The sequence below is a fragment of the Pseudomonas sp. B21-021 genome, assembly GCF_024749205.1.
GTDB lineage: Bacteria > Pseudomonadota > Gammaproteobacteria > Pseudomonadales > Pseudomonadaceae > Aquipseudomonas > Aquipseudomonas paraglycinae.
Genome location: NZ_CP087192.1, coordinates 4,031,100 through 4,048,744 on the forward strand (window position 1 = coordinate 4,031,100; position 17,645 = coordinate 4,048,744).

21 protein-coding genes are annotated in these 17,645 nt (G+C 62.8%); 9 read left to right on the forward strand and 12 right to left on the reverse strand.

Annotated features, from left to right (window positions below; all coding sequences use genetic code 11):
- Positions 1-798: an SDR family NAD(P)-dependent oxidoreductase gene (locus LOY31_RS17980; RefSeq protein WP_258711974.1), complete on the reverse strand. Its 798-nt coding sequence runs from the start codon at positions 796-798 to the stop codon at positions 1-3.
- Positions 795-1,817, reverse strand: coding sequence for an aldo/keto reductase (locus tag LOY31_RS17985; RefSeq protein ID WP_258711975.1), 1,023 nt, complete (start codon positions 1,815-1,817; stop codon positions 795-797). Before LOY31_RS17985 ends, LOY31_RS17980 begins: the two co-directional genes overlap by 4 nt.
- Before the next feature lie 112 nt (positions 1,818-1,929).
- Between LOY31_RS17985 and LOY31_RS17990 the strand changes: the two genes are divergently transcribed.
- Together LOY31_RS17990 and LOY31_RS17995 are read left to right on the forward strand one after the other, a co-directional pair.
- Positions 1,930-2,823, forward strand: a complete 894-nt coding sequence (locus tag LOY31_RS17990) for a LysR substrate-binding domain-containing protein (protein WP_085602637.1) — start codon at positions 1,930-1,932, stop codon at positions 2,821-2,823.
- A 63-nt stretch (positions 2,824-2,886) separates the two neighbouring features.
- Positions 2,887-3,813, forward strand: a complete 927-nt coding sequence (locus LOY31_RS17995; RefSeq protein WP_085602635.1) for a LysR substrate-binding domain-containing protein — start codon at positions 2,887-2,889, stop codon at positions 3,811-3,813.
- Here the strand turns inward: LOY31_RS17995 and LOY31_RS18000 are convergent.
- A complete protein-coding gene (locus LOY31_RS18000) occupies positions 3,728-4,327 on the reverse strand; it encodes a DinB family protein (RefSeq protein ID WP_085602633.1) in 600 nt (199 codons plus the stop codon). The two genes, LOY31_RS17995 and LOY31_RS18000, sit on opposite strands and share 86 nt — an antisense overlap.
- Before the next feature lie 108 nt (positions 4,328-4,435).
- Positions 4,436-5,353, reverse strand: a complete 918-nt coding sequence (locus tag LOY31_RS18005; RefSeq protein WP_085602631.1) for a pyridoxal-phosphate dependent enzyme — start codon at positions 5,351-5,353, stop codon at positions 4,436-4,438.
- A 132-nt stretch (positions 5,354-5,485) separates the two neighbouring features.
- On the opposite strand from LOY31_RS18005, the gene LOY31_RS18010 reads away from it, so the two are divergent.
- Positions 5,486-6,145, forward strand: a complete 660-nt coding sequence (locus tag LOY31_RS18010; protein WP_258711976.1) for an isoprenylcysteine carboxylmethyltransferase family protein — start codon at positions 5,486-5,488, stop codon at positions 6,143-6,145.
- On the opposite strand, the gene LOY31_RS18015 is transcribed toward LOY31_RS18010, so the two are convergent.
- Together LOY31_RS18015 and LOY31_RS18020 are read right to left on the reverse strand one after the other, a co-directional pair.
- Positions 6,139-6,807 carry an HAD family hydrolase gene (locus LOY31_RS18015; RefSeq protein ID WP_258711977.1) on the reverse strand — a complete coding sequence of 223 codons (669 nt, stop codon included), beginning with the start codon at positions 6,805-6,807 and terminating at the stop codon, positions 6,139-6,141. The genes LOY31_RS18010 and LOY31_RS18015 overlap by 7 nt on opposite strands.
- Positions 6,808-6,870: 63 nt before the next feature.
- Positions 6,871-7,284, reverse strand: a complete 414-nt coding sequence (locus tag LOY31_RS18020) for a response regulator (RefSeq protein ID WP_085602624.1) — start codon at positions 7,282-7,284, stop codon at positions 6,871-6,873.
- A gap of 187 nt (positions 7,285-7,471) precedes the next feature.
- Here LOY31_RS18020 and LOY31_RS18025 point away from each other — a divergent pair, with 187 nt between their 5' ends.
- Positions 7,472-8,413: a class I SAM-dependent methyltransferase gene (locus LOY31_RS18025; RefSeq protein WP_258711978.1), complete on the forward strand. Its 942-nt coding sequence runs from the start codon at positions 7,472-7,474 to the stop codon at positions 8,411-8,413.
- A 6-nt stretch (positions 8,414-8,419) separates the two neighbouring features.
- Here the strand turns inward: LOY31_RS18025 and LOY31_RS18030 are convergent, their stop codons facing one another.
- A complete protein-coding gene (locus tag LOY31_RS18030) occupies positions 8,420-9,193 on the reverse strand; it encodes a helix-turn-helix transcriptional regulator (protein ID WP_085602619.1) in 774 nt (257 codons plus the stop codon).
- Between the two features lie 112 nt (positions 9,194-9,305).
- Between LOY31_RS18030 and LOY31_RS18035 the strand changes: the two genes are divergently transcribed.
- Both LOY31_RS18035 and LOY31_RS18040 read left to right on the forward strand, forming a co-directional pair.
- Positions 9,306-10,409, forward strand: coding sequence for a polyamine ABC transporter substrate-binding protein (locus LOY31_RS18035; protein ID WP_085602617.1), 1,104 nt, complete (start codon positions 9,306-9,308; stop codon positions 10,407-10,409).
- A gap of 39 nt (positions 10,410-10,448) precedes the next feature.
- Complete coding sequence (locus LOY31_RS18040) at positions 10,449-11,567, forward strand: P1 family peptidase (RefSeq protein ID WP_258711979.1); 1,119 nt, start codon at positions 10,449-10,451, stop codon at positions 11,565-11,567.
- A gap of 18 nt (positions 11,568-11,585) precedes the next feature.
- On the opposite strand, the gene LOY31_RS18045 is transcribed toward LOY31_RS18040, so the two are convergent.
- Positions 11,586-12,170 (reverse strand): NAD(P)H-dependent oxidoreductase, encoded by a 585-nt coding sequence (locus LOY31_RS18045; protein ID WP_258711980.1) that lies wholly within the window; start codon positions 12,168-12,170, stop codon positions 11,586-11,588.
- 114 nt (positions 12,171-12,284) lie between these two features.
- On the opposite strand from LOY31_RS18045, the gene LOY31_RS18050 reads away from it, so the two are divergent.
- Positions 12,285-12,917, forward strand: coding sequence for a TetR/AcrR family transcriptional regulator (locus tag LOY31_RS18050; RefSeq protein ID WP_258711981.1), 633 nt, complete (start codon positions 12,285-12,287; stop codon positions 12,915-12,917).
- A gap of 193 nt (positions 12,918-13,110) precedes the next feature.
- Here LOY31_RS18050 and LOY31_RS18055 read toward each other — a convergent pair whose 3' ends face one another.
- On the reverse strand, positions 13,111-13,737 hold the full coding sequence (locus LOY31_RS18055) for a TetR/AcrR family transcriptional regulator (protein ID WP_258711982.1): 627 nt from the start codon (positions 13,735-13,737) through the stop codon (positions 13,111-13,113).
- A gap of 157 nt (positions 13,738-13,894) precedes the next feature.
- On the opposite strand from LOY31_RS18055, the gene LOY31_RS18060 reads away from it, so the two are divergent.
- Positions 13,895-14,335: a hotdog fold domain-containing protein gene (locus tag LOY31_RS18060; protein ID WP_085602607.1), complete on the forward strand. Its 441-nt coding sequence runs from the start codon at positions 13,895-13,897 to the stop codon at positions 14,333-14,335.
- Positions 14,336-14,406: 71 nt separating this feature from the next.
- Here LOY31_RS18060 and LOY31_RS18065 read toward each other — a convergent pair whose 3' ends face one another.
- Entirely contained in the window at positions 14,407-15,093 is a 687-nt protein-coding gene (locus LOY31_RS18065; protein WP_258711983.1) for a GNAT family N-acetyltransferase, read from the reverse strand.
- Between the two features lie 182 nt (positions 15,094-15,275).
- On the opposite strand from LOY31_RS18065, the gene LOY31_RS18070 reads away from it, so the two are divergent.
- A complete protein-coding gene (locus tag LOY31_RS18070) occupies positions 15,276-15,503 on the forward strand; it encodes a YXWGXW repeat-containing protein (protein ID WP_039767335.1) in 228 nt (75 codons plus the stop codon).
- A gap of 6 nt (positions 15,504-15,509) precedes the next feature.
- Here LOY31_RS18070 and LOY31_RS18075 read toward each other — a convergent pair whose 3' ends face one another.
- Together LOY31_RS18075 and LOY31_RS18080 are read right to left on the reverse strand one after the other, a co-directional pair.
- A complete protein-coding gene (locus LOY31_RS18075) occupies positions 15,510-16,067 on the reverse strand; it encodes a YceI family protein (protein ID WP_221533717.1) in 558 nt (185 codons plus the stop codon).
- A gap of 91 nt (positions 16,068-16,158) precedes the next feature.
- The gene (locus tag LOY31_RS18080; RefSeq protein WP_221533716.1) at positions 16,159-17,514 is read right to left on the reverse strand and encodes an MATE family efflux transporter; all 1,356 of its coding nucleotides are present in this window, start codon (positions 17,512-17,514) and stop codon (positions 16,159-16,161) included.
- Positions 17,515-17,645 lie beyond the last annotated feature (131 nt).

The window sequence follows — 17,645 nt, forward strand, 5'->3', positions numbered from 1 at the left end:
TCAGATTGTCAGGCTGTCGACTACGCCGCCATCGACCCGCAAAGCGGCGCCGGTGGTGGCCGAAGACAGCGGTGAAGCGATGTAGGTAACCAGGTGCGCGACTTCTTCGACATCCGCGACGCGCTGGATGATCGAACTCGGACGGGCCCGGCGCACAAAGGCGTCGGCTTCGTCACGCAGGCTGCGGCCAGACTCGGCGGCGGCATCCTTGAGCATTTCCTCGACACCGTCGGTGAAGGTCGGCCCCGGCAGGATCGCGTTGACCGTAACCCCGGTGCCCGCCAGGCGTTTGGCCAGGCCATGGGACACCGCGAGATTGGCGCTTTTGGTCACGCCGTAGTTGATCATGTCCGCCGGGGTGGCCACGCCGGATTCCGAAGACAGGAAGATCACCCGGCCCCAGCCCTGATCGACCATCGCCGGCACGTAATGCCGCGACAGGCGCACGCCGGAGATCACGTTGATTTCATAGAAGCGCGTCCACTCATCGTCCGGCGCGTCGAAGAAGTCCACGGCGTTGTAGATGCCGAGGTTGTTCACCAGGATGTCGGCTTTCGGTTCGGCGGCGAACAGATTCTGCGCGCCTTCGGCCGTGCCCAGATCCGCCGTCAGACCGCGCAGTTGCGCGCCCGGCACCTTGTCTCGAATGCTTGCCAGCGCCTGTTCGACCTTGGCCGAATCGCGACCGATCACCACCACCGTGGCACCCGCCTCGGCCAGCGACTGGCTGATGCCCAAACCGATGCCCGCCGTGCTGCCGCTGACAATCGCCAGTTTTCCGCTCAGATCGATCTTCATGCTTTCACCTCGTCGATGGGTAATGGTGCACGTTCGGACACCAGTTTCGCTTCACGCATGGCCTGCCAGAAACCGGCCGGAATGACCGCCGACAGCGCCGCCACATCTTCAGCGATCCGCCCCGGTTTGCTCGCGCCGGGAATCACTGCCGCCACGGCCGGATTGGCCAGCGAGAATTGTAGTGCAGCCGATTTGACATCGACGCCGTGTGTCGCGGCGATGCGTTTGATCTGCTCGACCTTGGCAACGATTTCAGGACTGGCCTTCTGGTATTCGAAGTGCGCGCCGCCGGCCAGGATCCCCGAGCTATAAGGGCCACCGACGACGATTTCAACGTTCTGCGCCCGCGCCGAATCCATCAGGCGCTGCAAGGCGCGGTCGTGGTCGAGCAAGGTGTAGCGGCCGGCCAGCAGGAAGCCGTCAGGCTGCGCCTCGGTCAGGTCCAGCGTCAACTCGCACGGTTCGACCTTGTTCACGCCCAGGCCCCAGCCCTTGATCACGCCTTCTTCACGCAGGCGGGTCAGGACTTTGAAGGCGCCGGTGCGGGCCTGATTGAAGTACTCGAGCCATTGGTCGCCGTAGAAATCCTGAGCGATGTCATGGACCCAGACGATGTCGAGGCGATCGGTTTTCAGACGTTTGAGGCTGTCTTCGATCGAACGCAATGTGGCGTCGGCGCTGTAGTCGTTGACGATCTTGTTCGGGCGGCCGTGTTCGAACACCCCGCTTTTCTCGCCCAGATCCCGGGCGGCGGCGTCTTCGACTTCATCGAGAATCACCCGGCCGACCTTGGTGCTGAGCACATAGTCGTCGCGCTTGTAGCGGGACAGTGCTTCGCCGAGGCGGATTTCCGACAGGCCCGAGCCGTAGAACGGCGCGGTGTCGAAGTAACGCACGCCGGCCTCCCACGCCGCATGCACGGTGGCTTGCGCTTCCTCTTCAGGAATGGCGCGGAACATGTTGCCCAGTGGCGCGGTGCCGAAGCCGAGTTGGCCGGGGAGTTTGTCTTTCAAGCTCATGATGCTGTCCTCGTAAGTCGTGGTCGGTGTTGACCGTTGAGCAGATCCTAGATTGCGCCACTCAGACCGTCCAAGACATAATCCGCAGCACTTGAGTCCCTTAAGGTCTGACATGATCGACATCCGCCAATTGCGCTACTTCGTCGCCGTCGCCGAGGAAGAACACGTCGGCCGCGCCGCCGAGCGCCTGCACATTTCCCAGTCGCCCCTGAGCCGGCAGATCGCCCAGCTCGAAGAACGTCTGGGCCTGACCCTGTTCGAACGCAGCCAGCAGCGCATCCGCCTGACCCGCGACGGCCAGACCTTTCTCGCCGAAACCCGCGCCCTGCTGACCCACGCCAATCGCCTGGAATCCCTCGGCAAACGCCTGGGCCGTGGCGAAGAAGGCGGCCTGTGCATCGGCTACATCGAGAACGCCATGCACGCCGGGGTCTTGCCCAACGCCTTGCGCGTGCTGCGAGTCGATCGGCCCAACGTGCATGTCGCGCTGTACAACTTAAGCTCCGCCGAACAACTGGAAGGCCTGCGTCAGCGTAGCCTCGATATCGCGCTGGTCAGTGAGCCGCCGACGATCGACGACCCCGACCTGCTGGGCTTTCAGGTGCTGGACGACCCGATGCTGCTGGCGCTGCCGGAACATCACCCGCTGAACCAACTGCCATCGCTGACCCCGGCGGATCTGGCCGATCAGGAATGGATCGGCGTGCAGCCTCGCCAAGGCGCTGACGATGAATTCGTCAGCGCCTGCATCCGCGCAGGTTTCACCCCGGATGTACGGATGCAGGCCACCGAGCCGTTTACCGCGTTGGGGCTGGTGGCGTCGGGACTGGGGATCGCGATGATCCAGAAAGGTCTGAGCCATAACGCGCCGCCGGGCGTGGTGCTGCGGGAAGTGCCGTGGCTGGCGTTCACCACGCCGTTGTGGGCAGCGTGGCACCGGATCAACCTGCGGCCGCTGGTGGAAACGTTTCGCAAGGTTTTGACCGGGGTCGATCCCGCCCAGTGACCCGACAGCCCAAGACTTTGCTGCTTTACTGAGAAGACTCAAAAAACCAGCGAGCCTTCCGGCATGAACCGCAATGACCTGCGTCGCGTGGACATGAACCTGTTGGTGATTTTCGAAACCCTGATGTTCGAAAAGAACCTGACCCGCGCCGGGGAAAAACTGTTCCTCGGCCAGCCCGCCGTCAGTGCTTCACTGGCGAAACTGCGCGACCTGTTCGACGACCCGTTGCTGGTGCGCAACGGCCGCGTGCTGGAGCCGACCCAGCGGGCGCTGGCGATCCTCAAGGAATTGCAGCCGGCGATGGACACCATTTCCGGTGCGGTCAGCCGGGCCAAGGATTTCGACCCGCTGAGCAGCCGCGACGTATTTCGCATCGGTCTGTCGGACGACGCCGAGTTCGGCCTGCTGCCGCCGCTGCTCAAGCAATTGCGCGAGGAAGCGCCGGACGTGGTGGTGGTGATTCGCCGGGTGAATTTCCTGCTGATGTCGTCGATGCTGGCGTCCGGGGAGATTTCCGTCGGCGTGAGCTACACCACCGAATTGCCGGCCAATGCCAAACGCAAAAAGCTGCGGGACCTGCGCTGCAAGATCCTGCGCGGCGATGATCGTCCCGGCGCACTGACCCTCGACGAATACTGCGAACGGCCCCATGCGCTGGTGTCGTTTTCCGGGGATCTGGGCGGTGCCATCGACAACGACCTGGCGCGGATCAACCGCGCGCGTCGCGTGGTGCTGGCGGTGCCGCAATTCGCCCCGCTGCGGGCGATTCTGGCCGGCACCGACATGCTCGCCACCGTGCCGGACTTCGCCGCCTGCGCGCTGGTCGAAGGCAGCAGTGTGTTGCGCGCCGACGACCCGCCGTTCGACATCGTGCCGTCGGAGCTGTCGATGGTCTGGAACGGGGTCAACGACAACGATCCGGCGGAACGCTGGTTGCGCTCGCTGATTGCCCATCACATGTCGGCGCCTCTTCCGCCGCAGGCGCACTGACCGGCTTGAACCCCGGATCGACCTCGCGCAGATACACCGGCAGGTCGGTCATCGGCGGCATCTGCGGGATCTCGAAATACATCTGCACAACCCAGCCACGGTGGTAGTTGTTGTGGTTGATCACGTGCATCAGGATCGCCCCGGCGTTCATGGTGCCGCCATCGCCGGAGACGAATTTGAAATCGATCGAGCGGTTCAGCGACGCTTCGGTCTGCTGCGCACTCCAGGTGCGATACCAGCCGTCGACTTCCTGCTGGGCCTGGCGCAACTCGCCGAGGTCGGCGTGCACCAGATCATGGGACGTCGTGAAACCGTGCTCGCGCCCTTCGAGGTGCGCCTGCCAGATCCGGTCGACCACGTAGATGTGGTTCAGCGTACCGATCATGTTCTTGAAAACCGTCTTGCGCTCCCTCGTCGTCTCCCCCGCCGGCAGCGCTTGCAGGCTGTCGAACAGACGCTGATTGGCCCAGGTCTTGTAGTCCGTGAGCAGATGGGCCGTGGCCAGATTGATCATCGCGGGTCACCGTAGGCACGAAAAAGGGCTCCGCCTAGGATAGACCTCTCTCGCGGGAATGGCGGTGGTGCTGACTATTGGTCGAAGAGTAATAACCTCCACTTTCGCTCAAGCCCCCAACCGCGCCCACCCCGCCACCAACTGCGCACTGATACTCACCCCACCACAAACAATGACCACCACATCCCGAGCCCCCGCCAGCGCCGGATGATCAAGGTACGCCACCGCCAGCGAAACCCCGCACGCAGGCTCCACCAATTGCCGCAAATCACTGGCATAACGCACCACGCCCATGATCGCGTCGTCATCCGACAGCACCAGACATTCATGATCGAACTCGCCGATATGCTCTACCGGCCAAGCCGCCACCTGCGCGGCGCCGAGGGAGGTGGCGACGGTGTCGATGCGGCTCAGGCGCACCGGGTGACCGGCCTGGACGGCCGCAGCGAACGAGGCGGCGCCAGTGGTTTCGCAGGTGACGATGCGGCAGTCTCGGCGGTCATGGCGCAGCAGCCCGGTGAGGATGCCCGCCAGCAAACCACCGCCGCCGACCGATGTGACCACGGTATCGACCTGCGGGCAGTCGTCGAGGATTTCGTCGACCATCGAGCTGTGCCCTTCCCACAGTACCGGGTGGTCGAAGGCCGGCACGTATTCGGTGTCTGCCGCGCTGGCCAGTTCCCGGGCCCTCTGATTGGCTTCGTCCCAGACTTTGCCGTGGACGATAACCTCCGCGCCGGTGCGGCGAATACGTGCGCGGGTCGCTTCCGGTGTGGTGTGCGGCACCACGATGCAGGCTTGCAGGCCGAGGCTGACCGCTGCCACCGCCGTGGCCAGCCCGGCATTGCCGCCGGACGGGCACACGACCTTGCGCTTGCCCTGCGCCGCTGCCTGACTGCACAACAAGCCCATCCCGCGCAACTTGAACGAGCCGCACGGTTGCAGGTTTTCCAGCTTCAGCCAGATGCGCCGGGACGCGGTCGACAGGGTCGGATGGAGGATCAGCGGCGTGCGGACGTGCAGCATGGCGGACTCCCGAAGCGGCGGATCGGATGATCGGAACGTCTCTGCCTGAAGTTTAGTCCACGCCCCTGCCGGCGGTTAAACGCCGGGGATCGTGCCGGGATCTACACTGAACGGAACAGCTGTGAGGTGCCTATGAAAATGTCTGCGCAAATGACCGTGGTCGCAGTGCTCGCCACCCTCGCCTATCTGGGCCTGGCGATGTGGGGCATTGGTGGCGTGGCGGTGTTTTTTTCTCACGGCGCGTTGGTCGTGGTGGCCCTGGCCACGCTGGCCATGGTGGTGGCGTCGTTGTTTACGGAAGTGAACCTGAGCACCGGCGAGCGCGAGGACCGGGCCAATCGCTGGGTGATTCCGGCGTTCGCGGTCATTGGATTGGTCAGTGCCTTTCTGCCGGCTTACTGCGACCGCATCGGTTTCTGGACCGTCGGCCGCGAAGGTACCCGTTGGCTGGGCGCGTTGCTGTTTATCGTCGGCGGCGGATTGCGTTTATGGCCGGTGTTTGTGCTGGGCCATCGGTTCAGCGGGCTGGTGGCGATTCAGCCGGGACATCGGCTAGTGACCGAAGGCATCTACCGGCATCTGCGCAACCCCAGTTATCTGGGGCTGGTGATCAATGCGATCGGTTGGGCCCTGGCGTTTCGCTCGGTGGTGGGCCTGTTGCTGGCGGCGCTGACGCTGATCCCGCTGATCGCCCGCATCCACTCCGAAGAGGCCCTGCTGCGCACGCAGTTCGGCGCCGAATACGACGCCTATTGCGCCCGCAGCTGGCGCTTGTTGCCCGGGGTTTATTGAGGTTGCAGGCGCAACTGGCCGTCGCTGTCGATCCTCAGCGCAACATCGCGGTAGCTGGCGATGGTCGCGTGCGCGGTTTCAAGCGGATGCTGGTGGGTCGTGGTGATGATCATCAACGGCGCACCGGCGGCTTCAGCGGCCTGAATGCCGACGGTGGCGTCTTCGAAAATCAGGCAGTCCGCCGGCTCAAGGCCCAAGCGTTTGGCCGCCAGTCGATAACCGGCCGGATCCGGTTTGCCGGCGGTCACGTCTTCAGCGGTGATCATCACCGCCGGCTCAGGAATCCCCGCTGCGGCCATCCGACGCAACGCCAGATCCCGTGGCGCCGAGGTCACCATGGCCCAGCGATCCGCCGGCAACGATTTGAGAAACGCCGCTGCGCCGGGGATCTCGACAATGCCTTCGACGTCTTCGATTTCCGCCTCGGTGATGAACGCGGCTTGCGCCTCGGCGTCCACGCCCGGCAGGTTCAGGCGAGTGATGGTGTCGATGGCGCGCACGCCGTGGATGGTCGGCAGGAACGTCTCGACGTTCACCCCGTGGCGCACGGCCCAGGCGGACCAGATCCGCTCGGCGGCAGCGATGGAGTTGAGGACGGTGCCGTCCATGTCGAACAGGAACGCGCCGAACGCGCGGTTGAAAACAGCATCGTGAGCAGACAAAAGATCACTTCCTCGCAAGGGGCCGGGCAACGATGCCCGGCAATGTAGCACTTGCGGGACGCTTCAGTGCAGACGCGGCGCCTTGGACTTGAACGCACCGTCCACACAGTCGAGCAACTGGCCGATGGCCCACGGCTTCTTGATGAACGCCACCGGATGCTTCACGCCCGAGGTTTCCGGTGTTTCATAACCGGACATGACCATCACCGGTTTGTCCGGCCAGCGCTCGCCGACCAGATTGGCCAGGTCCGCGCCATTAAGGGTGCCGGGCATGGTGATGTCGGTGAGCAGCAACGCGACTTCCGGCGCGTGCTTCTCCAGATATTGCGAAGCCGCATCGGCACTGGTCTGCGGCTCGACCTTGAAACCTTCCTCCTGAAGAATTTCGCACAGAAACTCCAGAATCAACGGATCGTCCTCGACTACCAGAATCAACCCGCCAGGAAGGTGCGCGCTCGACGTCGGAATTGGACACATGAACTGGCACTCCCTGAATTGCATGAACGATTTAGCGGCTTGATCCCGCGCTTATCTGGTATGAGCAGCGCCTTCTACAGAAATTCATTTTTGATACAGGTCTTTTCGATAACACCCGTTCGACGGGCAGTCGCCGGCGCGTAATTGCGGTTAAAATGCGCGCCCTTTTGCTGGCCGATCCTGATTGATGAACCCTCAAGCCCTCGCCGTTCTCCATGCTCACCTGCTCACCGCGCTGACTTCGGCACCGGCCGAAACCCGGCGCCTGTTCCATGGGCGTGGGCGCTGCTGGCCGGGGCTGGAGCAAGTCACCGTGGACTGGCTGCAAGGCGTGGTGCTGGTGTCGTTGTTCAAGGAGCCCGAGGCTTCGCAGCTGGAAGACCTCAAGCGCCTGCTGCTGGAGATCACCGGTTCGGCGCCATGGCAGCAGTCCGGCGCCCACACTTTGCTGATCCAGCACCGTTACCTGCCGCAAAGCACCGCCGAATGGCTGCTGGGTGAAGAAATCGACGAAATGACCATCGTCGAGGGCGGGCTGAAATACCGCGTGGATCTGGGCCGCAAGCAAAACGCAGGGCTGTTCCTCGACATGCGTTACGGGCGCAACTGGGTGCGTGAACAAGCGGCGGGCAAACGGGTGTTGAACCTGTTCGCCTACACCTGCGGCTTCTCGGTGGCGGCCATCGAGGGTGGCGCCAGCCACGTGGTCAACCTCGACATGTCCCGCGCCGCGCTGAGCCGGGGCCGCGACAATCACCGACTGAACGGGCATGACCTGAGCAAGGTGAGCTTCCTCGGCCACGACCTGTTCAAATCCTGGGGCAAGGTGATCAACAGCGGCCCATACGATCTGGTGATCATCGACCCGCCGTCGTTCCAGAAAGGCAGTTTTCTGCTGACCAAAGATTACCAGCGCGTGCTGCGCCGTCTGCCGGAACTGCTGACGGCGCAGGGCACGGTGCTGGCCTGCATGAACGATCCTTCGTTCGGTTCCGACTTCCTGATCGACGGCGTGCCCCAGGAAGCACCGAGCCTGCGCTTCGAGCAACGGCTGGAGAACCCGCCGGAGTTTCCGGATATCGACCCGGAAAGCGGTCTGAAGGCGCTGCTGTTCAAGCAGATCCGCTGATTCCGGTCAGCGCGGCCGCAACACCAGCGCAAACAACTCGCCATGCCCGGTGACGTTGAGCTTGTGATAGAGATTGCGCCGGTGCACCTTCACGGTCTCCGGCGAAATGTGCATGTGCTGGGCGATGGCCTTGCTGGAAAAGCCCTGGAGAATCAGGCGCGCCGTGTCGATTTCGCGCACGGTCAGCCGGGCGTCGAAGCGGTCGAGCAGCGCCGCAATATCGCCGACTGGCGCCTCGACCGCCGCGCCTTGCGGCGGCATCAACTGCACATGTCGACGCATCGCTGACAGCACCCAATCCCGCACGCAGAGCAGGCGCCCCTGCTCCTGCAAACCGAACGCCGTCGAGCGGCCCATCGACAAGCCGAGCACGCCGTCGTCGAGGTTGACCAGAAATTGCAGCTCATCCGCGCCGACCACCGAGCGGAAGTAACTCTGGTAGTACTCGCTGTGCAGAAACTGGTCCGGCGCAACCGACGCGAGGCTGTGCAAACCGTCGGCAACCCCGGCGACGGCGGCCTGATAGAACGGATCAAGCAGGTACATGCCGGCACAGTAACCGGCCAGTTCTTCCTGCTCGTCGGCACGGCCCTGACTGTCGAAGTCGATCAGCAATTGCGGCGGCCGCCCCGTCTGCATCACCGCCACCAGCGCATTGTCCAACGGCACCAGCAACCGCAGCGTATCGACCAGCGCCCGCCAGAAACCGTCCTGCCCCACCGTGGCGAACACTCGCGACAGGCTCTGATGCACCGGCAATTCCTGCAGCAACGCGTCCACGCTCTACCCCTTTTGAGTAACCCATGATGGGAATGGGTGCGGCGCGGCCCGCCCGATAGGCTGACCACTCCTGTTCATCACCGGCCTGCCAACAGGCCAGGAGTGCCGCATCATGCGTGGTCATCGTGGGTATATCAACCTGGGTCTGATGGGCGTTTTGTCCGCGGCGCTGAGTGCGCAGGCGGCCGATGCGCCGAGCGTGCATGTCTACAACTGGTACGACTACATCGGCCCGAACACCCTGCATGATTTCAAGCGTGACAGCGGTATCGAACCGGTCTACGACACCTTCGACAGCGCCGAAGTGCTGGAAGGCAAACTGATGACCAGTCGCAGCGGCTACGACGTGGTGGTGGCGAGCAACTTCAGCCTGCCGACCCTGATCAAGGCCGGCGCCCTCGCCCCGCTGCCCCGCGATCAACTGCCGGGCTGGAAGAACCTCGACAACGACCTGCTGAACAAACTGGCCAATAACGACCCCGGCAACCAGTACGCCGTGCCGTATCTGTGGGGCACCAACGGCATCGGCTACAACGTCGACAAGGTGCGCGCCGTGCTGGGCGACAAGGCCCCGGTGGATTCGTGGGACCTGGTGTTCAAGGAAGAGAACCTGGCCAAGCTCGGCGAATGCGGTGTGGCGATGCTCGACTCGCCGTCGGAAATGCTCCCGGTCGCGCTGCATTATCTCGGCCTGCCGCCGAACAGCACCAACGCCGAGGACTATCAGAAAGCCGAAGCGCTGCTGCTGAAACTGCGCCCGCACATTGCCTACTTCAACTCCTCGAAATTCATCAGTGATCTGTCCAACGGCAACATCTGCGTGGCGGTCGGTTGGTCCGGCGCGATGCTCGAAGCCAAGACCACCGCCGAGCAGGCCGGCAACGGCGTGAAGATTCAGTACAGCCTGCCGAAAGAAGGCGCGCCGGTGTGGTTCGACACGCTGGTCTTGCTCAAGGACGCACCGCATCCGGCCCAAGGCCTGGCGTTCATCGACTACCTGCTGCGGCCCGATGTGATTGCGCCGGTCAGCGATCACCTGTCTTACCCCAACGGCAACCGCGCTGCCACGGCGCTGGTTGCCCAGGCCACCCGCGACAACCCGGCGGTGTACCCGTCAGCCACGGCGATGGCCACGTTGTACACCCTCGAACCCTTGCCCAAAGCCACCGAACGGGTGCGTACGCGGGTGTGGAGCAAGGTCAAGAACGGTCAGTAACAACCCTTCGAATCACTGCCTTCAACAGAGAGAACATCAATGAAACCACGTGCCCGCGATCTCCATATCCGCATCGGTCAACTGCAACCCGGCCCGCTCAACGCCATCACCGACGTACCCGGCGTAAGGGTCGGCCACAGCAACGTGCGCGGCCGCAGCGCCAGCGGTCGTGACATCTGCAGTGGCGTCACCCTGATCGAACCCCGCGCCGGTTCGACCAACGCACAACCGTGTTTCGCCGGCGTCCACGTACTCAACGGCAACGGTGATGCCACAGGACTGGAGTGGATTCGCGAAGCCGGCCTGCTGACCAGCCCGATCGCCTTCACCAACACTCACAGCCTCGGCGTGGTGCGCGATGCCTTGATCGAACTGGATCGCGCGCAGCAACCGGACGACGGTCGGCTCTACTGGAACATGCCGGTGGTGCTGGAAACCTTCGATGGCTTGCTCAACGACATCAACGGCTTTCATGTGAAGCCCAAGCATGTGGCCGAAGCGATGTGCAACGCCTCTGACGGCCCGGTGCAGGAAGGCGCGGTGGGCGGTGGCAGCGGCATGATCTGCCATGAATTCAAGGGCGGGATCGGCACCGCGTCGCGCCGCTTGAGCAAGGCTCAGGGCGGCTGGACAGTAGGCGCAATCGTGCAGGCCAACCACGGGATTCGCAGCGAGTTGCGGGTCGACGGCTACCCGGTCGGGCGCTACATGGAACAGGTGGACTCGCCGTTCCTGCGGGCTTCGTTGCCGCATCCGGGCATGGGCTCGATCGTAGTGGCTCTCGCCACCGATGCACCGCTGTTGCCACATCAATGCACGCGACTGGCGCAACGGGCGAGCCTCGGTCTGGCGCGCACCGGTGGCGGCAATGAGGATCACAGCGGTGACATCTTCATCGCCTTCGCCACCGGCAACGGTCATATCCCGCCCGCCGCTTACGAAGGCAAAGGTGCATCGACTTGCGACGGCTTGCGGATGGTCAACAACGATCACATCAGCGAGTTGTTCCTGGCGGCAACCGAGGCGGTGGAAGAAGCGATCATCAACGCCTTGCTGGCCAGCGACAGCACCGAAGGCAACGGGCATTCGGTGCCGGGGCTGGATGCCGCCACCCTGCTCGCGGCCCTCGAAAAGGCTGGCTGGCCGGGTGCTCGCTGAGACTGTTCCCAAAAAGTTTTAGCGAAACAGCCCTTGTCCGAGTTCGCGCGCCGCCTGCAACTGCATCGCAGGATCGCTCGACTCGGACTCCAGCAACAATGCCGAACCCGACACAGTCGCCCCGCAGTAATCGAAAATCCCGTGATCGATCTGCGTCTTCATCGCCGCGCCGTAGCCGTGGCGCTCGTAAGTGCGCGCATCCGCCCCGCCCAGCGCGATCAGGTGCACGCGCAATCGTCCGAGCTTCTTCAGCGTCTTTCCACCGTCGAAATCGTACGCCCAGCCATTGCTGAATACCCGGTCGATCCAGCCCTTGAGCAGCGCCGGCATCGACCACCAGAACACCGGATAGACCAGCACCAGCGCATCGGCGCGGTCGATGCGTGCCTGCTCGGCCCGCACGTCCGCCGGCGGCGCGGATTCGCGGTGATGCACCGCCCAGTCGGCCACGCCAAAGCGCGGATCGAATTCCTCGGCGTGCAGGTCGGCGATTTCGAAGGTGTTGGAGGGATCGCTTTCCGACAGGCCTTTGGCAATCTGCTGCGCCAACGCGTGAGTCAGTGAACGTGGATCATCGTGATCTACAACAATCAATGCGTGCATGGGGAAATCTCCGGTTGGTGATTGCTGACCAAGGGCTTACCCTTGCGAAAAGCTACGATTGGTAAGCTACTACTAATAAGTTACCTTCAGTAAGTTACGTTTGGTATATAAGCGATGTCAACCACTGAAATCCCAGAACCCGCACAACCCCGTCGCCGCCTGTCCCGGGAAGACCGCCAGCGCCAGTTGCTCGACATGGCCTGGCAGTTGATTCGCGAAGAAGGCACCGATGCCCTGACCCTCGGCTATCTGGCGGAAAAAGCCGGCGTGACCAAACCGGTGGTCTATGACCATTTCACCACCCGCGCCGGTCTGCTCGCGGCGCTGTATCAGGATTTCGACCGGCGCCAGACGGCCCTGATGGACGCGGCGCTGGCCAATGCCGAAGCAACGTTGAGCGGCACCGCGACGGTGATTGCCACGGCGTATGTCGATTGCGTGCTGACCCAGGGCAACGAGATTCCGGGGGTAATTGCGGCCCTGGCGAGTACGCCGGAACTGGAGAGGATCAAGCGCGAATACGAGGCGATCTTTCTGGAGAAATGCCGCAATGTGCTGTCGCCTTTCGCTGACGGCGCAGAGATCGGTCAGGCGGGATTACGCGCCATGCTCGGCGCCGCCGAAGCCCTGTCGCAAGCAGCCGCCACCGATGAAATCAGCGCCGAACAGGCCCGTGACGAGCTGTTGGCAACCATCATTGCGATGGTCGAAAGAGCCGCCGCCCGCGCCCCCCAGGCAGGTGACTGACGGTACTTGAGCGCATCACCGCAGCTTCCTACGATGGAACTACGCAGTCGCTTGGTCCGCCAAGCCGTTGCGTAGGTGCGGGTGCTCTGAACCCCAATCAAGCCCGCACCTGGCTTCATGCGCATCTTGAGCCTCGCGGGCTCTACTTCCTCCCCATCAAAGAGTCTTGAGGCTCTTTTTTTGTCTCTGAAAATCAGCGTTCGGGTTCTCGACGGATCGAACGCCACGTGGCCTGGGCCAGCAATTCACGATAAGTCTTCGGACTGCCCTGCACTCGCCCGGACAACCACGCGCGGCAATAGCTGTCGGCCTGCCCGACGATCAGCGACGGCAACAGCTCGGCCGGGCATTCATTGAGTTCAGCCACGCGCCCGGACTCGGCCAGCCAGGTACGCAGGCCCAGATTGCGGGTCTTGTTGCGCTCGGCCAGTTCATCCTTGTGCGGGCCCCGGGTCACGGCATAACGCGCGTGATACTGGAACCGCGCCCATTCCGGCTGGTTCTCGACCCAATCCACGTAGCTGTAGACCAGCGCCTGCACGCCCTCTTCGGTGGTCATCGCGTCGGCCAGATAAGCGTCGCGCAGGCGCGCCTGATCCTCCAGCGCGGTGAAAAACAGCGCGGCCACCAGCCCTTCCTTGTTGCCGAAATGGTGGTAGATCGCCCCGACACTGGTGTCGCACTCGGCACGGATCATTTCGATGGTAGTGGCCTCGATGCCCTGCTCGTTGAACAGGCGCAGGGCCTTGCGAAAGATGTCGCGCTTGAGTTCGGCGCGGCGGCCGGGGTAGCTGCGTTCGAGTAGATCTGCGGTGTTCATGGGCCTTGAAAATCCGGGTAAAGGGCACATCCGTGCCGATGATCGAAACACGCACAGGTTGACAGATTTCCCGCGGACAGAATACCGTTCCGTTACAGAACAATATTCTGTAACGGAACATGATTCTGTAACCCCCCCTAACCGCGAGGCTTCACCCATGAGTCAGTTTCTCAGCATGTTCAACAGCGTCGGTTCCCAGGCGTTCAGCCAGATGGCCTGCCAAGTCGCACCGTACTTCAGCACCATCAATCCGCTGGTGACCGAGTTGCGGGCAGGTTCCGCGCAGGTGCAAGTGCCGTTCCGCCGCGAGATCACCAACCACCTCGGCACCGTCCACGCCATCGCCCTGTGCAATGCCGCTGAACTGGCGGCAGGGATGATGACTGACGTGTCGATTCCCGCCGGCGCACGGTGGATTCCAAAAGGCATGACCGTCGAATACCTGGCCAAGGCCAAGACCGACGTAACCGCCGTGGCCAATGGCGAAGCGCTGGACTGGCAGACCGAAGGCGACAAGATCGTGCCAGTGGATGTCCACGACGCCGAAGGCAAGAAAGTGTTCACGGCGCGCATCACCATGAACGTGAAACTGTCCTGAAATCACCGGCACAAAAAAGCCCTTGCTGCGCTGATCGCATCAAGGGCTTTTGTCGTTTCAAAGAGAAGGGATCAGTGAACGGTCAGGCGCTGGCGGACAAAATCTTCGGTACGGCGAGTGACCTGATCCAGATGCCGGTCGCGCTGTTTCTCGGCATCGAGCATCGCCCGCTTGCCGTGCTTTTGCAGCAGGTAGGTGTGGATCTGCTGCACTTCCAGCGAACGGTAGATCGGCGTCGTGTCGATGAAACCGCGCAGCCCGTTGCTGCGGTAGTGCCGGGTGCTCATCAGCACTTGCGTCTCCAATTGGCCCAGCACTTCAAAGCCCAGCGCCTCGAAATACGGCACCTTGCCGACGCTGCAGGTCAGCTCGGCATGTGGGTAACGCGCCACCATGTCCGCGATCAACGAACGGGCAACGCCCTGACGCCGATGCCCCTCGCGCACCGCCAGATAGGCCACGTTGCACGCCTCCCAATCGCCCTGCACCGGCAGGTACAACAGGAAGCCGAGCACCTGCTCGGGGTCATCGTCATCGGTGGCCACCAGCAGTTCCACCTCGGTGCCCTTCTCGCCGTTCAACGCCTCCAGATACAGATGCACCTCGTAGCCGACCGCGTACTGATAGACGTTGTACAGCAGGTTGCTCGGGCCGAGGCCGATGGCACTGATGTCGGTCAGGTTGTCGACCACCATCTGCAGGATCTGGCTGTTGACGCCTTCGGGGCATGGGGATTTGTAGTGGGTGATGCGGGGCATGGCGGGCGGACTCCAACGGTAAAACACAGGTTGCCGGGCGAGTTGAGCGACCGGCGAACCGCGACATCATACCTTGTGCACGCCTGACAAAAATTTCATCTGCCCGAGAACGGATCTTTCGCCGATTTGGCGTCCAATTTTTCAGCTGCGTTCATTCCCGACGCACGCCTTGAGGAGTTGCCATGAACGTTCTGCGTTCCGCGAAAACCATCAAATCCTTGCTCGCTGCCGCGCTGGTAGCGATCACCCTCTCGGGTTGTGTCGTCGAACCGGTTCGCCCGCATCGGCCACCACCGATCGTTGAGGTGGTTCCGGTCATGCCTGCGCCGGGTTATCACTGGGTTGCCGGACATTACCGCTGGGCCGGTAACCAATGGCGCTGGATGCCGGGACATTGGCGGGCGTATTGAAGCCGGTCACTGCGCGGGGGCAACGACCTTGAACTTGATGTCGATGTCCTTCGACACCACGGTGTCCGCCCACTCCCCTGCACCGAGGCCGAACTGGTCGCGCTTGAGCACCAGTTCGCCGTCAAAAATGCCGATGCTGCTGTCGGGTTTGAGTTGCACCGGCACCTGCACTTCACGGGTGATGCCTTTGAGGGTGAGGTGGCCGTCGACCAGATAACGGTTGTCGCCGGCCGGGCTGAAGCGGGTCGATTCAAACACCGCCACCGGGAATTTATCGGTGTCGAACCATGCCGGTTTCACCAGTTCTGTGTTGGCGTCTTCGCTGCCGGCGTCGATGCTGGTCAGGTCGATGTGCAGCGTGGTGCGGGCACCGGCGAGGTTGTCGGTGTCGAAATCCAGCGTCGCGTCGAACTTGCCGAACGTGCCATACATCCGCGAGCCCATCTGGTTGTAGGTGAAACTGATCTGGCTGGCGGTGGTGTTGACCCGGGTGTACTCCACCGCATTTGCAGCAGGGACGACAATCAGGCAAAACGCGGCAGCCAACAACAATCGAATCGACATGGAAGGCTCCGGCGCCCGATGGGTCTCGAATGACTTAAGCAAACATCCATCACTTGCGCCAGTTCCGCCAACGCCCACCCGGATCAGTCCGTCACACCAACCGCTCGATCTTCTGATGCTTCCAGACCCGCGTGTAATACAGCGTCTGCAGCACCAGCATCCCCAGATACGCAATCGGGAACGCCATCCACACGCCCTGCAAACCGAACTGCCCGTCCAGCCAGTAGGCCGCCGGCAACTGCACGCCGAGCACGCAGATGATCGCCACGCCCACCGGCACCAGCACCGTGCCGCTGGCGCGCATGATCCCGCCGATGATTGCCTGGAAACCGAAGATCAGCAGGCTCCACAACATGATGTGCAACAGATGCTCGGCCATTGCCCGGGTCGAGTCTTCGGTCAGGAACAGCCCCAGCAACCAGTGCGATAACAGGTAACCCGCCAGGATCAAACCACCGGTCAGGCACACGTTGATCCACAATCCTGTGCGCAGGATCGGGCCCATCCGCTCCAGCCGTCCGGCGCCGATCGCCTGGGCGCCGAGGATCGACGCGGTGATTGCAATCGACAGCGCCGGAAACTGCACGTAGTTGACGATCTGCGTCACCGCGCCATACGCCGCTGTCGCCTGCGAGCCGTGCTGGTTGACCAGCGCCAGAATCACCAGCTCCGACAGCGACAGCACGATCATCTGCACCCCGGTCGGCAGACCGATGCGCAACACCTTGCCGAGAATCGCGCCGTCCAGACGCAACGCCGCAAAGAACTCGCGATCCGGCGCCAGCGGATGGCCCTTGCGGATCAGGCTCCATGACAGCCACGCCATCGCCGCCAACGTACCGGCCAGACCGGCGAACGCCGCGCTCTGAATCCCCAGTTGCGGCAAGCCGAACCAGCCGCGAATGAACGCCGGGGTCAGCGCCAGCCCGACCACGGTCGACAGCAACAGCGCCAGCATCGGCGACAGCGTGTCACTCACCCCGCGCAACAACTGGGTGAACAGCACGTACACCAACACAACCGGCAAGGTCCACATCATCACCCGGGCATAGGCCACCGCATCATCCAGCACATCCGCCGGCGTGCCCAAACCCTGCAAGGCCTCACGCGCAAACACACTGCCCAGCACCGCCGCCACCAGTCCGATCAACACCCCCAACAACAACGTCGCCCCGGCAATCGCCTTGACCATATGCGACTCACGCGCCCCCCACGCCTGACCGATCAACACCCCTGCCCCGGCGCCCAGACCGATGACCAGCGCGATGAAGAAAAAGATGATCGGAAACATCCCGGACACCGCCGCCAGCGCCTGCGTGCCGAGCATCTGGCCGATGTAGATGCTGTTGACCGTGCCCGACATCGATTGCAGGAAGTTCGACAGCACCATTGGGGCCAGGAACAGCAGGTAGGTTTTCCAGAGGGGGGATTGAGCGGGGGTTTGCATTGAGGTCCGTCTCGGGTGGGAGCTGATGACAGAGTCTAAGGTATGCGATGCCGTTCAGGTCGTACCGGTTTGCATTAAAACTTCGTAATCTGCACCCCGACCAATCTGCATTGCCTCTCCATCACGACAGG

What these genes read in the sequence shown, in the direction of transcription:
- LOY31_RS17980 (WP_258711974.1), bottom strand. Translation starts at nt 798, where the DNA reads ATGAAGATCGATCTGAGCGGAAAACTGGCGATTGTCAGCGGCAGCACG.
- LOY31_RS17985 (WP_258711975.1), bottom strand. Translation starts at nt 1,817, where the DNA reads ATGAGCTTGAAAGACAAACTCCCCGGCCAACTCGGCTTCGGCACCGCG.
- LOY31_RS17990 (WP_085602637.1), top strand. Translation starts at nt 1,930, where the DNA reads ATGATCGACATCCGCCAATTGCGCTACTTCGTCGCCGTCGCCGAGGAA.
- LOY31_RS17995 (WP_085602635.1), top strand. Translation starts at nt 2,887, where the DNA reads ATGAACCGCAATGACCTGCGTCGCGTGGACATGAACCTGTTGGTGATT.
- LOY31_RS18000 (WP_085602633.1), bottom strand. Translation starts at nt 4,327, where the DNA reads ATGATCAATCTGGCCACGGCCCATCTGCTCACGGACTACAAGACCTGG.
- LOY31_RS18005 (WP_085602631.1), bottom strand. Translation starts at nt 5,353, where the DNA reads ATGCTGCACGTCCGCACGCCGCTGATCCTCCATCCGACCCTGTCGACC.
- LOY31_RS18010 (WP_258711976.1), top strand. Translation starts at nt 5,486, where the DNA reads ATGAAAATGTCTGCGCAAATGACCGTGGTCGCAGTGCTCGCCACCCTC.
- LOY31_RS18020 (WP_085602624.1), bottom strand. Translation starts at nt 7,284, where the DNA reads ATGTGTCCAATTCCGACGTCGAGCGCGCACCTTCCTGGCGGGTTGATT.
- LOY31_RS18025 (WP_258711978.1), top strand. Translation starts at nt 7,472, where the DNA reads ATGAACCCTCAAGCCCTCGCCGTTCTCCATGCTCACCTGCTCACCGCG.
- LOY31_RS18035 (WP_085602617.1), top strand. Translation starts at nt 9,306, where the DNA reads ATGCGTGGTCATCGTGGGTATATCAACCTGGGTCTGATGGGCGTTTTG.
- LOY31_RS18040 (WP_258711979.1), top strand. Translation starts at nt 10,449, where the DNA reads ATGAAACCACGTGCCCGCGATCTCCATATCCGCATCGGTCAACTGCAA.
- LOY31_RS18045 (WP_258711980.1), bottom strand. Translation starts at nt 12,170, where the DNA reads ATGCACGCATTGATTGTTGTAGATCACGATGATCCACGTTCACTGACT.
- LOY31_RS18050 (WP_258711981.1), top strand. Translation starts at nt 12,285, where the DNA reads ATGTCAACCACTGAAATCCCAGAACCCGCACAACCCCGTCGCCGCCTG.
- LOY31_RS18055 (WP_258711982.1), bottom strand. Translation starts at nt 13,737, where the DNA reads ATGAACACCGCAGATCTACTCGAACGCAGCTACCCCGGCCGCCGCGCC.
- LOY31_RS18060 (WP_085602607.1), top strand. Translation starts at nt 13,895, where the DNA reads ATGAGTCAGTTTCTCAGCATGTTCAACAGCGTCGGTTCCCAGGCGTTC.
- LOY31_RS18065 (WP_258711983.1), bottom strand. Translation starts at nt 15,093, where the DNA reads ATGCCCCGCATCACCCACTACAAATCCCCATGCCCCGAAGGCGTCAAC.
- LOY31_RS18070 (WP_039767335.1), top strand. Translation starts at nt 15,276, where the DNA reads ATGAACGTTCTGCGTTCCGCGAAAACCATCAAATCCTTGCTCGCTGCC.
- LOY31_RS18075 (WP_221533717.1), bottom strand. Translation starts at nt 16,067, where the DNA reads ATGTCGATTCGATTGTTGTTGGCTGCCGCGTTTTGCCTGATTGTCGTC.
- LOY31_RS18080 (WP_221533716.1), bottom strand. Translation starts at nt 17,514, where the DNA reads ATGCAAACCCCCGCTCAATCCCCCCTCTGGAAAACCTACCTGCTGTTC.